The sequence below is a fragment of the Deinococcus marmoris genome (assembly GCF_001949125.1).
GTDB classification, from domain to species: domain Bacteria; phylum Deinococcota; class Deinococci; order Deinococcales; family Deinococcaceae; genus Deinococcus; species Deinococcus marmoris_A.
This window is the reverse complement of sequence record NZ_MSTI01000156.1, coordinates 48,186-62,375: the sequence shown is the minus strand read 5'-3', so window position 1 is coordinate 62,375 and position 14,190 is coordinate 48,186. Positions and strand designations below refer to the sequence as shown.

Sequence of the window (14,190 nt, the reverse complement as noted above, 5' to 3'; positions counted from 1 at the left end):
GACAGCCACCAGGAGGGCTGCTCCACCATTCAGACAGGGGGAGCCAATACACGAGTGAGGTCTACAAGGAGGCGCTAGACAGACTGCACGCGGTTCAGAGCATGAGCGAGAAAGGAGAATGCTGGGATAACGCCGTTCAGGAGAGCTTTTTCGCGACGTTGAAGACGGAACTGGAACTTGGAAAGGCGCAATGGGGTCGTGTCCAGACACGAACAGAAGTTTTTGAGTGGATTGAGGTGTTCTACAACCGCCAGCGTCGTCACTCCGCGTTGGGCTACCGGTCCCCGGCGGCCTTTGAGGAGCAAGCCCCCATCCCGAACTGAGCCTCCACCAAACCCTTGACAGATCAGGACGGGTTCCGGGCGTGGAGTTGGCAAACTGGCGCTTTCCCAGTTTGTAAGCGTTACAGACGGAGTCCGTATGATGCGCCCACTGGCCGCAGAGTTGCGAGGCGCGTCCCTTCAGCCGAAGTTTCCAGGCTATGTTTGTCGCCGCCAAAATGCTGAGATTGCTGGAAGCAACGCGGCAACTGAAATCGATTTCGATTCTCCGAAATGGCATGCTATGGTGGGCTTACTCAAAATTAATCACCTCCTTCTGTTCGCGTGTTGCCGTGCCTCACCTCTTCCTCTCTGGAGAACCCTGTGCCGATCTGGAGCCACGCCGATTCTGTTTGCGTTCCCGTCCAGTCCCGTAGCGTGAGGCACGCGTGACCATCACGCCTGCCGTTCAGTTCCGGGAGATCACAAAGTCATTTGGCCCGGTAGAGGTCCTACACGGCGTCAGCTTCGACATCGGAGCTGCCGAGATTCACGCCCTGATCGGTGAAAATGGTGCGGGCAAGAGTACGTTGATGAAGATTCTGGGCGGCTATCAGCCCCAGACCTCCGGCGAGATCGTACTGGAAGGACAGCCCGTGACCTTTCGCAGCAGCCGCGATGCCGAGGGCCGGGGCGTGGTGCTGATCCACCAGGAATTCAACCTGGCCGATGACCTGAGCGTGGCGCAGAACATCTTTCTGGGGCGGGAACTGGGCGGCGCGCTGCTGAACGATGCCGAGATGAACCGGCAGGCCAGGGCGGCACTGACTCGCCTGGATGTGCAGCTTGATCCCAGAGTCAAGGTCAAAGACCTGAGCGTGCCGCAAAAGCAGCTCGTAGAGATTGCCAAAGCGCTGGCTAGAAATGCCCGTGTGCTGGTCATGGACGAGCCGACGGCCACCCTGACCAACCGCGAAACCGACGTGCTGTTCGCGCTGATTCGCCGACTGCGGGACGATGGCGTGACCATTCTCTACATCAGCCACAAGCTGGATGAGGTGCAGGCGCTGGCCGACTCGGTGACCGTCTTGCGGGACGGCGCGGTGGTGTTCAGCGGCCCGGCGGCGGGGAAAACGCCGCACGATCTGGCGAACCTGATGGTGGGCCGGGAGCTGGAGGAAATGTTTCCGGACAAGGGGCAGCCCGCCGAGAAAGAGGCGCTGCATGTCGAGGGTCTGGACGTTCCCGGCTGGGCGCACGACATCAATTTCACGCTGCGTGCGGGCGAGGTGCTGGGCTTTGCGGGGCTGGTGGGTTCGGGCCGGACTGAACTGTTCGAGGGCTTGCTGGGCCTGCGCCGCCATACCGTTCGTCAGGTGCGCGTGGCGGGCCGTCCCACCCGTATCGACAGCCCTGGCAAGGCGGCAAATGCGGGTGTCGTGTATCTCAGCGAGGACCGCAAGGGCAAGGGGCTTCTGGTGGACTTTCAGTTGCGGCCCAACCTCACCCTGATGACGCTGGAGGAGTACGCGCGGCCCCTGCTGGACATCGGCGCGGAGACGCGGGCGCTGGCGGGGGCGGTCAAAACTTACGGCATCCGCACCGGGCGGCTGGATGTGCCCGCCAGCGCCCTGTCCGGCGGCAATCAGCAGAAGCTCGCACTCGCCCGCATTCTGGAAGTCGATCCCGACGTGATCGTGCTGGACGAGCCGACGCGCGGCGTGGACGTGGGGGCCAAGCGCGAGATTTACCTGTTGATTCAGGCGCTGGCGGCGGCAGGCAAGGGCATCATCGTGATTTCCAGCGAGCTGACCGAGTTGCTGGGCCTGTGCCAGCGCCTGCTGGTGGTGCGCGAGGGCCGCGTCGTCGGCAACCTGACAGGGAGCGAATTGACCGAGCAGGAAGTGATTCAGTACGCCACCGGATTGAAAGCTAATTCCTCTGCCCTGGAGGCTGCCCCCAGATGATACGAATTCCGTCTGTTTCGCGCAGAAATCGGGACAGCGCCGATTCCCGCACTCCACGCCCGGAACCCGTTTTTCTCCTTCTCACTCCGTTCGGATTTTCAGGTGTTTCCAACACCTTTCAATCAGAGGCCGTATGACCGAACATTCCGCCGAAACGTCCAAGACCGCCCGCCCGCCGCTGCTGTCCCGACTGGGCAGTCTGGGACCGCTGCTGGGGCTGATCGCCCTGATGATCGTGGCGACGGCCCTCAACAGCGACTTCCTGACCGTCTCCAACCTGTCCAATGTGGCGACGCGCGCCTCGTTCATCGGCATCATCGCGGTGGGGGCGACGTTCGTGATCATCTCCGGCGGGATTGACCTGTCGGTGGGTTCGATGGCCGCCCTGATCGCCGGTTCGATGATCCTGATCATGAACGCGCTGGGGGCTGGTGGCGGCGGGGCTGGCGTGATTGCCATTGGGATGCTGTGTGCTCTGCTCATCGGGGCTGGGGCGGGGCTGCTGCAAGGCACTTTTATTGCCCGGGGGCGCATCGAGCCGTTTATCGTCACGCTGGGCACGCTGGGCATCTACCGCGCCGTCCTGACCTACCTGTCCGAGGGCGGCAGCATCTCGCTGAACAACACCCTCAGCGACGCCTACAGCCCGGTGTATTACGGCAAGATTCTGGGGGTGCCGTTTCCGATCATCGTGTTCGCCGTGGTGGCGCTGCTCGGCGGGCTGATCCTGAACCGCACACGCTACGGGCGCTACGTGCAGGCCATCGGCAGCAACGAGCAGGTGGCGCGGTATGCGGCAGTGGACGTAAACCGCGTTAAGGTCATCACCTACATGATCCAGGGCATTTGCGTGGCACTGGCGACGCTGCTGTACGTGCCGAGACTGGGCAGCGCCAGCCCCAGCACCGGCATCCTCTGGGAACTGGAGGCGATTGCTGCCGTCATCATCGGTGGCACAGCACTCAAAGGCGGCTCCGGGCGCATCTGGGGCACGGTGGTGGGCGCGATCTTGCTGCTGAGCATCGAGAACGTGCTGAACCTGACCTCGATTATCAGCGTGTACCTGAACGCAGCCGTGCAGGGCGTCGTGATCATTGTGGTGGCCTTCTTGCAGCGGGGAAAACGGTCATGAAGGCCGTGGAACCGGTTTGTGTTTCTCGGTTGCCTCCATAGCAGATGTCTGTGCGATCACGTAAGCCTCATACGGATTCCGTCTATTTCGCGCAGAAATCGGGACAGCGCCGATTCCCGCACTCCATGCCCGGAACCCGTTTTCCTCCCACTCACTCCGTTCGGATTTCCAGGTGTTTCTAACACCTTTCAATCGGAGTCCGTATCACCCGGAAAAAAGATATTCCGCGCCGCGTTCTTCCGCCCATCTCCGCATAGAAAACCAAGGAGCCAACCATGTCTCAAACCCTGAAAAAACTCGCCGTCCTGTCCCTCTCGCTGCTGGCCTCTGCCGCGCTGGCGCAAACGAAGCAGGTCATCGGTGTCTCCATCCCATCAGCGGACCACGGCTGGACGGGCGGCGTGGTGTACTGGGCCAACCAGACCAAAACAGAGCTGGAAAAGATGTATCCGGGCCTGACCGTGATCGTCAAGACCGCCAAGGACGCCAACGAGCAGGCCAACCAGATTCAGGACATGTACACGGTCAACAAGATCAACGCGCTGGTGATTCTGCCGCAGGAGAGTGCGCCGCTGACCCGGCCCGTCGCCAACCTCAAGAACAAGGGCGTGTTCACGGTGGTGGTGGACCGCGCGCTGACCGATCCCAAGGCGCAGGACGCCTACGTGGCCGGGGACAATCCGGGCCTGGGCCGCGTGAGTGGCGAATACGTGGGCAAAACGCTGGGCGGCAAGGGCAATGTGGTGGTGCTGCGCGGCATTGCCACCGTCATCGATAACCAGCGCGTGGACGCCTTCGATAAGGTGATGAAGGAGAAGTACCCGGGCGTCAAGATTCTGGACCGGCAGTACGCCAACTGGAACCGCGACGACGGCTTCAAAGTCATGCAGGATTACCTGACCCGTTTTCCCAAGATTGACGCCGTGTGGGCACAGGACGACGACATTGCCGTGGGCGTGCTGAAGGCCATCGAGCAGGCCGGGCGCAAGGACATCAAATTCGTGCTGGGCGGCGCGGGCATGAAGGAAATGATCAAGAAGGTGCAGGACGGCGATCCGCTGATCACCGCCGACGTGACCTACCCGCCCAACATGATCCGCGAGGCCATGCTGCTGACTGCCAAATCGCGCATGACCAAAACCGCCATGCCCAAGACCACGATTATTCCCAGCCAACTGGTGACCAAGGACAACGCCGCCAAGTTCTACTTCCCGAATTCTCCGTTCTGAGGATGAGGAAGGTTTGTTTCTCGGTGTGAAGGGATGGTTCCCACGTTTTAACCCCTCAGTCTGCTTCGCAGCCAGCTCCCCTTAAAGGGAGCCAAGAAAGCGCGAAAGACCGCTCAGCGCAGCAATCTCCTTGCCTCCCTTCTAAGGGGAGGTGGCCCGAAGGGCCGGACTGGTACAGCTCCGCAGGAGAGGGGTTAACCGTGGGAGCCACCCCGCCACACCAGCGTCCAACTTGACCCCACCCCTGCCCTGGAGGCACCCTAGACCCATGCCAAGACCTGTCACTTTATTTACCGGCCAGTGGGCCGATCTTCCGCTGGCTGAACTCGCACCGCTTGCCAGACAGATGGGCTTCGACGGCCTGGAACTGGCCTGCTGGGGCGATCATTTCGACGTGCAGCGTGCGCTGAAAGAAGACGGCTACGTAGAAGGCGTGCGCGAGTTGCTCGCCAAACACGGTCTGCAAGTTCACGCCATCGGCAACCATCTGGTGGGGCAGGCAGTGTGCGATCCCATCGACGAGCGGCACAAATCCATCGTCCCAGCGCACGTCTGGGGCGACGGCGATCCCGAGGGTGTACGCGTGCGGGCCGCCCAGGAAATCATCGACACCGGCAAGGCGGCGCGCAAGCTGGGTGTGAATGTGGTGACCGGCTTTACCGGATCGAGCATCTGGCACAGCCTCTACGCCTTTCCGCCCACCGATCAGGCGTACTGGGAGCGCGGGTTTGCGGATTTCGCCAAACGGTTTACTCCCATTCTAGATGCGTTCGCGGAAGTGGACGTGAACTTTGCGCTGGAGGTTCACCCCACCGAAATCGCTTTCGACACCGCCAGCGCCGCCCGTGCCCTGGACGCCGTGGGCAACCACCCGCGCTTCGGCTTCAACTATGATCCCAGCCATCTGGCGTATCAGGGCGTGGATTACGTGGGCTTTTTGCGCCGCTTCCCAGAACGGATTTATCACGTCCATATCAAGGACGTGTGGTGGGGCCACGGCAGCGGCGAGGTAGGTGTGTTCGGAGGCCACACCACCTTCGGCGATGGGCGGCGCTACTGGGATTTCCGCTCGGTGGGGCGCGGCGACGTGAAATTCGAGGACATCATCGTGGCACTGCACGACATCGGCTACAGCGGGCCATTAAGCATCGAGTGGGAGGACGCCCGCATGGACCGGGTGGCAGGCGGCACCGAGAGCGCGGCCTACACGCGCCGCCTGGATTTCCCGCCGTCGGACGTGGTCTTTGACGCGGCCTTCGCCAAGGAAGAGGCGTGAGCAACTATCAGCGCCCCCTTCGGCTGGCGATGGTGGGCGGCGGGCAGGACGCCTTTATCGGGGCTGTCCACCGACACGCGGCGGCACTGGATGGGCGCTACGTGCTGGTGGCCGGGGCGCTGTCCAGCACGCCGGAAAGGTCCAGAGAATCGGGCGCGGCGCTGGGCCTCTCCCCAGAGCGCAGTTACGGCACCTGGCAGGAACTGCTGGACGGCGAAAAGGGGCGCGTGGACGGCGCGGAGGTCATCAGCATCGTCACGCCCAACCACCTGCACTTCCCGGTGGCACTGGCGGCGGTGCAGGCGGGCTTTCACGTCATCTGCGACAAGCCGCTGGTGCCCACGCTAAAAGAGGCGCAGGAGTTGGAGGCAGCGGTCAAACAGGCTGGAACCGCCTTCGCCGTCACCTACAACTACTCCGGCTACCCGATGATCCGTCAGGCCCGCGAGATGGTTCGCAAGGGCGAGCTGGGGAGCGTCCGCAAGGTGATCGTGGAATACCACCAGGGCTGGCTGGCCACCGAGCAAACGGGCAAGCAGGCCGAGTGGCGCACCGATCCGGCCCGCAGCGGTCCTGCCGGGGCGCTGGGCGATATCGGCACCCACGCCGAGCAACTGGCGACGTTTGTCAGTGGGCTGACGCTGGAAGAAGTGGCTGCCGAGCTGACCGCCTTCGTACCGGGCCGCCGTTTGGACGACGACGCCAGCATGTTGCTGCGTTTTGAAGGTGGCGCGAGGGGCGTGCTCACTGTCTCCCAGATCGAGATTGGCCGCGAGAATGACCTGCGCCTGTCCGTCTTCGGAACAAAGGGCAGCCTGAGCTGGCGGCAGGAAGACCCAAATCACCTCCTTTTTGATGGGCTGGACAGGCCCCGGCAGATTCTGACGCGCGGCGGGCCGGGCACAGGGGGCGCGGCCAATGCCATGACCCGCCTGCCCGCCGGACATCCCGAAGCCTTTATCGAAGCGTTCGCCAACATCTACCGCGCCGTGGCCGACGATCTGGCGGCGCGGGAACGGGGCGCGGGCGTCAACCCCGATTACCCCACGGTCAAAGACGGCGTGCAGGGCGTGGAATTCATGACGAGCGTGCTGGAAAGTGCGGCAGCGAACGGAAACTGGGTTAGCCTGAAAGGCAGTGGCTAAGTCGAGCAAGCTGGAAACCGGGCGCGTCAGCATCCGCGAGGTGGCCGCCGCGTCGGGCGTCAGCACGGCCACGGTTTCCAAGGTGCTGTCGGGCCGCGCGGACTATCCAGTGCGTGCCGAGACCGCCGAGCGGGTCAGGCGGGTGGCCCTGGAGCTGGGTTACGTGCCGGACGTGGCCGCCCGCAACCTGCGGACCCGGCAGACCGGGCAACTGGGCGTGGTGCTGGAAGCGGTGGGCGCGTCGGAACCCGACAGTCTGCTGGGGGCCATGACCACCAGCAACGCGGTGCGCCGGACCTTTGACGGCGCGATCATGGCGGGCCTCAGCGACGCGGCACGCAGCCTGAACGTGCCCGCGCTGGTGGTCTATCCGGGCAGCAGCGGCCTGCACCACACCTATCTGGACGGACGGGTGGACGGGCTGCTGGTCAGTTGCGATCCGTTGCGCGGCCATCAGTTGCTTCAGGATCTGGCCCAACTGCCGCTCCCCGTGGTGGCGCTGTGGACCCAGCGGGTGCCGCCGGGCATCAGCAGCGTGGACGTGGACCATACGGCGGGCGCGCGGCAGGCCGTCGGACATCTGCTGGGGCTGGGGCACACCCGCATCGCCTTTTACGGCGGCGGTCAGGCCAGCGGTGTCGAACACTTCCAGCGCAGGGAACAGGGCTACCGGGAGGCGATGACCGCTGCCGGACTCTCCCCTATGGCTGCCGTGCATGACGGTGATCTGCTGGTGCAGGCCATCAGACAGGGCGAGGTCAGCGCGGTCTTCGCCGAAACCGATCTGGGCGCGGCGGCGGTGGTACAGGCCCTCGCCGGGGCCGGGCTGAGCGTTCCCGCCGACCTCTCGCTGGTGGGCTTCGACGACATCCTGGGCGCGGAATACATCGCGGGCGGCCTGACGACGGTGTATCAGCCCGCAGCAGAAATGGCGGCGGAGGGCGTGCGCGTTCTGCTGGCCCGGCTGAGGGGAAAGCCCGTGTCGCAGACGCTGCTGTCCCCGCATCTGCTGGTGCGCCGCAGCACCGCACCGTTGAATGCCACCCAACTCCAAAGTCTTGAGAACTGACGCGTTTCACCTCGGATAAGTGACCTCTTGACCTTTTGGAAGAAAGGCGTATACTTCACTCACCGAAATCGTTTTCCTAAACCCAAACCGCTGGGACTTCCCTTCAAAGTCTGTCTTCCCGCTCCGACTCGATTCTATCGAGATATCGGATTTCCCCGTCTATTTATCGGCCTATAAGGCCAAATCAAGGAGTTCTATGAAACGAATGGGCATATTGACCGCAGTTCTCGGCCTGAGCCTTCTCGCCTCGCCTGCACTGGCACAGAAACAGGTGGTGGTGGGCGTCAGTTGGTCCAACTTTCAGGAGGAGCGCTGGAAGACCGATGAGGCGGCGATCAAGGCGCAACTGGACAAGATGGGGGCCAAGTACATCAGTGCCGATGCCCAGAGTTCCAACGAGAAACAGCTCTCGGACATCGAGAGTCTGGTGACACGCGGCGCAACCGTGCTGCTGGTGCTGGCCCAGGACACCGAGGCTGTGCTGCCCGCTATCGCCAAGGCCAAGGCTGACGGCATCCCCGTGGTGTCCTATGACCGCCTGATTGAAGACCCCTGGGCCTTTTACATCTCGTTCGACAACAAGGAAGTCGGGCGTTTGCAGGCCAAGATGATTCTGGACGCCAAGCCAAAGGGCAATTACGCCTTTATCAAGGGCAGCCCCAGCGATCCCAACGCGGCGCTGCTGTACGCCGGGCAACTGGAAGTGCTGGATAAGGCGATCAAGTCCGGCGCGATCAAGAACGTGGGCAGTCAGTTCACCGAGGGCTGGCAGCCCGAGATCGCCCAGCGCAACATGGAGCAGATGCTGACCGCCAACCAGAACAAGATCGATGCGGTGGTGGCCTCCAACGACGGCACGGCGGGCGGCGCAGTCTCGGCGCTGGCGAGCGTGGGGCTGGCGGGCAAGATTCCGGTTTCTGGTCAGGACGCCGACAAGGCCGCCCTGAACCGGATTGCCAGAGGACTGCAAACCGGGACCGTCTGGAAGGACTCGCGCACGCTGGGCACCGAGGCGGCCAAGATCGCCGTGCAACTGGCGGGCGGGACCAAGGTCAACGCCATCAAGGGCAGTAGCACCTTCAACGGCGGCCCCAAGAAGGTGGCGGTGTCCAGCATCCTTCTCAAGCCCGTCGTGATCACCAAGGCCAACCTCGGCACGCTGATCACCGCCAAGTGGGCCACCAAGGCCGAAATCTGCAACGGCGTGACGGGCGCTGCGGCCCCGGCAGCCTGCCGCTGAACCCCTAGATCATCTCAGGGGGAAATGAACTGGGCCAGTCCGTCGCCCCGTCATTTCCCCCTTTTTGTGCCACGCCCGGCTGGGGCTGGAGGAATATGCAGAGTGTCAAAACCGTTTCAACCACGCCGCCCAAGCGATTACTGGCGCAACTGGGCCTGGATGGCCGCCTGCTGTTCATGGTGCTGGCGATTGCCGGAATCTGGATTGCCTTTAATCTGCTAACTGGCGGGGTTTTCATTACCTCGCGCAACCTGTGGAACCTGTCGGTGCAGACCGCGTCGGTGGGCGTGATGGTCAGCGGCATGGTGCTGATCATCGTGATGCGGAACATCGATCTGTCCATCGGCTCGATCCTGGGATTTACAGGCATGGCGATGGCCGTTCTTAACATCCGGGTCTTCCCGCAGGATACGTGGTGGAGCGCTTTGCTCACGCTGGCGCTGGGACTGCTGCTGGGGCTGGGCATCGGCATGTTGCAGGGAACGTGGGTGGCGCTACTGGGCGTGCCGTCCTTTATCGTCACCCTGGGCGGCCTGCTGATCTTCCGGGGCGGTGCATGGCTGCTGACCAGCGGCCAGACGGTTGCGCCCCTGACCGAGACCTTCCAGATCCTGGGCGGCGGCCTGAACGGCTCGATTGGCGGCCCGGCAAGCTGGGGCGTGGGCGCGCTGATCGCGGCGGCCATCGTGTGGACGGACCTGCGGAACTATCAGCAGCGGGCCAGACGCGGGCTGCCCAACCGCACCGCCATCCTGCAATTCGCCTTCACGGGCGTCACGCTGGCACTGGTGCTGGCCTTCGTGCTGGTGATGAACAGCTACCCTGATCCCCGCAGCGGCCTGGCGCGCGGCATTCCTGTACCCGTGCTGATCATGCTGGCGGTCACGGCGGTGATGATGTGGGTGGTGCGCGCCACCCGTTTTGGCCGCTACGTGTTCGCCTACGGCGGCAACCCGGAAGCCGCGCGGCTGGCCGGGATCAACACCACCCGCCTGACCATTCTGGTCTTCGGCATCATGGGCATGCTGGCCGCCCTGGCCGGGGCGATTCAAACGGCCCGCCTGAACGCCGGGACCAACTCCACCGGCACCCTGGCCGAGCTGAGCGTGATCGCGGCTGCCGTGATTGGCGGAACCTCGCTGGCAGGCGGCACCGGCAGCATTCCCGGCGCATTTCTGGGCGCAATTCTGATGGCGAGCCTGATCAACGGCATGCTGCTGCTTGATCTGCCCAGCGCGTGGCAGAACGTGGTGCAGGGGCTGGTGCTGATGCTGGCGGTCACGCTGGACGGCATCTTCCAGCGCCGGAGGGCCAAATGAGCGCGGCCTCTTCCCCAAACAGCGTTACGCCGCTGGTAGAAGCGCGCGGCATCTCCAAGAGTTTCGGCGGCATCCACGCACTGGAAGACGTCAATGTCAGTCTGGCCCCCGGCGAGGTGCTGGGGCTGCTGGGTCACAACGGCGCAGGCAAATCCACTTTAATCAAGATGCTCTCAGGGGCGTACACCGCCGATGCCGGGCAGATCCTGATCAACGGGCAGGAAGTGAAGTTGACCAGTCCACGCACTGCGCAGAAGCTGGGCATTGAAACCATCTACCAGAATCTGGCGCTGGCCGACAATCTGGACGTGGCGGCCAACATCTTCCTGGGGCGCGAGTTGCTGCGCGGCGGCGCGCTGGATGAGGACACGATGGAGCTGGAGGCCCGCAAGGTGCTGGACCGCCTGAAGGTCAACCTGCCGGACCTCAAGAAGCCCGTGTTCAACCTGTCGGGCGGCCAGCGCCAGTGCATCGCCATCAGCCGGGCCATCTATTTCAAGGCCAGGGTGCTGATCATGGACGAACCCACCGCCGCGCTGGGGCCGCAGGAAACGCATCAGGTCAACGAGCTGATCAAATCGCTGAAGACCGAGGGCGTGGGCATCTTTCTGATCAGCCACGACATGCATGACGTGTTCGATCTGGCCGACCGCGTGACCGTCATGAAAAACGGGAAAGTGGTGGGCAGTGCCCTGACCTCGCAGATCACGCAGGACGAGGTGCTGGAGATGATCATCGCGGGCAAGTTGCCGGGGCGGGATGTGCTGACGGTCTAGACGGTCTGCCCGACGCCACCCTGCTCAAATCAAACTGAAATCGTTTTCGTTATACCCTGGGAGAACCATGACCAACTTTACCCCCACCGCCGCAGATCGTTTTACCTTTGGCCTCTGGACCGTCGGCAATGTCGGGCGCGATCCGTTTGGCGAACCCACCCGCCAGCCGCTGAGTGCGCCGTACATCGTGCGGAAGCTGGCCGAACTGGGCGCGTCGGGCATCAACCTGCACGACAACGATCTGGTGCCAATTGACGCGACTGCTGCCGAGCGCGACAAAATTGTGAGTGACCTGAAAGCCGCGCTGGCTGAAACCGGGCTGAAGGTGCCAATGGCCACCACCAACCTGTTTGGCGATCCGGCATTCAAGGACGGCGCGTTCACCAGCGCGGACCGCCGCGTGCGGGCCTACGCGCTGCAAAAGACCATGCGCTCAATGGACCTGGGAGCCGAGCTGGGCGCGAAGACCTACGTGTTCTGGGGGGGGCGCGAGGGAACCGAGGTGGACGCGGGCGGGAAGCTGATGGACGCGCTGGCGTGGTTCCGTGAGAGCCTCAACTTCCTGGCCGAATACAGCGAATCTCAGGGCTACGGCTACCGCTTCGCGCTGGAACCCAAGCCCAACGAGCCGCGTGCCGACATCTTTTTGCCCACCGTTGGGAGTGCTCTGGGCTTCATTCCCACGCTGGATAAGCCCGAACTGTTCGGCGTCAATCCCGAGTTTGCCCACGAGACGATGGCGGGCCTGAGCTTTCCGCACGCCATCGCCCAGGCACTGGACGCGGGCAAGCTGTTCCACATTGACCTGAACGATCAGAAGATGGGCCGCTTCGATCAGGATCTGCGCTTCGGCGCGGAGAACATCAAGGGCGCGTTCTTCACGGTCATGCTGCTGGAGGACACGGGTTACAGCGGCCCGCTGCACTTTGACGCCCACGCCCTGCGCACTGAGGACGAGGCGGGCGTGTGGGCCTTCGCGCGCGGCTGCATGCGGACCTACCTGATCCTGAAGGACAAGGTGGCCCAGTTCCACGCCGATCCCGAGATCACGGCGGCGCTGGAGGCGTACCGTGTGGAGGACACGGAACTGGCCGCCCTGAGCAAATTCTCGCCCGAGAATGCCGAGGCCCTGAAGAACCGCGAGTTTGACCGTGAGGCGCTGGGCGTGCGTGGACCGGGCCTGGAAGCCCTGGACCAGATGACCATTGAGCTGCTGATGGGCGTGCGCGGGTGAGCCAGCCCCAGACAACACAGCCTGTCACGTCCCGGCCAGTCACTCTGGGCATCGACATCGGCACCAGCGGCGTCAAGGCGGTGGCGCTGGACGCGGGCGGGAATGTGGTGGCCAGCACCACACGAACCTACCCGCTGCTGACGCCGCAGCCCGGCTGGACCGAGCAGCGCCCGCAGGACTGGGCCTCGGCCACGCTGGACGCGCTCAAAGAGCTGGCTGGGACGTTGAAAGTAGATGGCCGCACGCCGCTGGCCCTGGGCCTCAGCGGGCAGATGCACGGCGCGGTCTTTCTGGATGAAAGCGGCGAGGTGATTCGTCCTGCGCCCCTGTGGAACGATCAGCGCACCGGGGCGGCGGTGGACGAGATTGAGGCCGCCATTCTTCGCGAGGAACTGATCGCCCGCACTGGCAACCGCGCCGTGACCGGGTTTCAGTTGCCCAAGGTGGTGTGGCTTCGTCAGGCCGAGCCGGAGAACTTCGCCCGCCTGCACAAAGTGTTGCTGCCCAAGGATTACCTGGGTTATGTACTGACCAGTAACTTCTTCACCGAGCCGTCTGACGCATCGGGGATCGGTGCGCTGAATCTGGCGGCCAAGACCTGGGATATGGACGTGTTGAACGCCCTGTCGCTGAGTGTGGACCTCTTTCCCGAAGTGGTGGACTCCTGGGCGGTGGTGGGCCAGATTCTGCCCGAAATGGCGGCGCAGACCGGATTGCCCGCTGACCTGAAAATTGTTGCGGGCGGCGGCGACAACGCGGCGGCGGGCATCGGTCTGGGACTGGGCGCTCACCGCCCCGGCGTGGGCAGCGTCAGCCTGGGGACCAGCGGCGTGCTGTTTGCCCCGCTGGACACGCCCACCCCCGATCCGCAGGGCCGCGTTCACCTGTTTGCCCACGCCGACGGCGGCTACAACCTGCTGGGCGTCACGCTGGCCTGCGCTGGGGCGCTGCAATGGTTCCACGACGCGCTGGCCCCCGAAACGGATTTCGCGGACCTGCTGGAAGAAGCAGCCACCGTTCCAGACGGCGCGGAGGGCGTGACCTTCCTCCCCTATCTGGCCGGGGAGCGCAGCCCGCTGATGAACCCGGACCTGCGCGGTTCGTGGTCCGGCCTGAGTCTGGCGCACCGCCGCCCGCATCTGGTCCGCGCACTGCTGGAAGGCACAGTCTGCGCGCTGTCGGACACCTACAAGGTCATGCAGCCGATTTCCAGCCTGACCACATTGCTGTCCACGGGCGGCGGCGCGCGTAGTGACCTGTGGCTGGGTCTGGTCAGCGGCGCACTGGAATTGCCCGTGCAGCACATCGAACATGCGCCCGGCGCGGCGGAGGGGGCGGCGTTGCTCGCCATGCCCGCCGCCGGACTGTTCCCCGACATCAAAGCAGTGATGGACACGCTCAGACCCCAGGGTGAGGCGGTTGTGCCGCAGCCGATGACGCAGGCGCTGAAGCAACATGCGGCGGCGCTGGAGACATTGCCGGAGTTGTAACCGAAAGACAGCGACGTGGACAAGAGCGAAACGGCTCCTGTCCACGTCGCTGT

The 14,190-nt window shown here is 63.8% G+C and carries 12 protein-coding genes; all 12 read left to right on the top strand.

All coding sequences use genetic code 11. The features are described 5' to 3' along the window. The coding region (locus BOO71_RS22585; protein ID WP_139323129.1) for an integrase core domain-containing protein at positions 1-323 on the top strand (323 nt) is incomplete at its 5' end. Between the two features lie 386 nt (positions 324-709). Continuing rightward, positions 710-2,227 (top strand): sugar ABC transporter ATP-binding protein, encoded by a 1,518-nt coding sequence (locus BOO71_RS22580; RefSeq protein ID WP_217694933.1) that lies wholly within the window; start codon positions 710-712, stop codon positions 2,225-2,227. Positions 2,228-2,360: 133 nt separating this feature from the next. After that, positions 2,361-3,359, top strand: coding sequence for an ABC transporter permease (locus BOO71_RS22575; protein WP_075836322.1), 999 nt, complete (start codon positions 2,361-2,363; stop codon positions 3,357-3,359). A gap of 275 nt (positions 3,360-3,634) precedes the next feature. Further along, a complete protein-coding gene (locus BOO71_RS22570; protein ID WP_075836320.1) occupies positions 3,635-4,588 on the top strand; it encodes an ABC transporter substrate-binding protein in 954 nt (317 codons plus the stop codon). Between the two features lie 268 nt (positions 4,589-4,856). After that, complete coding sequence (locus tag BOO71_RS22565; protein WP_075836318.1) at positions 4,857-5,864, top strand: sugar phosphate isomerase/epimerase family protein; 1,008 nt, start codon at positions 4,857-4,859, stop codon at positions 5,862-5,864. Then, positions 5,861-7,009 carry a Gfo/Idh/MocA family protein gene (locus BOO71_RS22560; protein WP_075836316.1) on the top strand — a complete coding sequence of 383 codons (1,149 nt, stop codon included), beginning with the start codon at positions 5,861-5,863 and terminating at the stop codon, positions 7,007-7,009. The genes BOO71_RS22565 and BOO71_RS22560 overlap by 4 nt, the downstream gene beginning before the upstream one ends. After that, positions 7,002-8,078 carry a LacI family DNA-binding transcriptional regulator gene (locus tag BOO71_RS22555; RefSeq protein WP_075836314.1) on the top strand — a complete coding sequence of 359 codons (1,077 nt, stop codon included), beginning with the start codon at positions 7,002-7,004 and terminating at the stop codon, positions 8,076-8,078. Before BOO71_RS22560 ends, BOO71_RS22555 begins: the two co-directional genes overlap by 8 nt. A 205-nt stretch (positions 8,079-8,283) precedes the next feature. Next, entirely contained in the window at positions 8,284-9,318 is a 1,035-nt protein-coding gene (xylF, locus tag BOO71_RS22550; RefSeq protein ID WP_075836312.1) for a D-xylose ABC transporter substrate-binding protein, read from the top strand. Positions 9,319-9,413: 95 nt separating this feature from the next. Continuing rightward, on the top strand, positions 9,414-10,637 hold the full coding sequence (locus BOO71_RS22545; protein ID WP_075836310.1) for a sugar ABC transporter permease: 1,224 nt from the start codon (positions 9,414-9,416) through the stop codon (positions 10,635-10,637). Then, positions 10,634-11,413, top strand: coding sequence for an ATP-binding cassette domain-containing protein (locus BOO71_RS22540; RefSeq protein WP_075836308.1), 780 nt, complete (start codon positions 10,634-10,636; stop codon positions 11,411-11,413). Before BOO71_RS22545 ends, BOO71_RS22540 begins: the two co-directional genes overlap by 4 nt. 67 nt (positions 11,414-11,480) lie before the next feature. Further along, positions 11,481-12,647: a xylose isomerase gene (gene xylA / locus BOO71_RS22535; RefSeq protein WP_075836306.1), complete on the top strand. Its 1,167-nt coding sequence runs from the start codon at positions 11,481-11,483 to the stop codon at positions 12,645-12,647. Then, a complete protein-coding gene (gene xylB, locus BOO71_RS22530; RefSeq protein ID WP_075836304.1) occupies positions 12,644-14,137 on the top strand; it encodes a xylulokinase in 1,494 nt (497 codons plus the stop codon). The genes xylA and xylB overlap by 4 nt, the downstream gene beginning before the upstream one ends. Positions 14,138-14,190 lie beyond the last annotated feature (53 nt).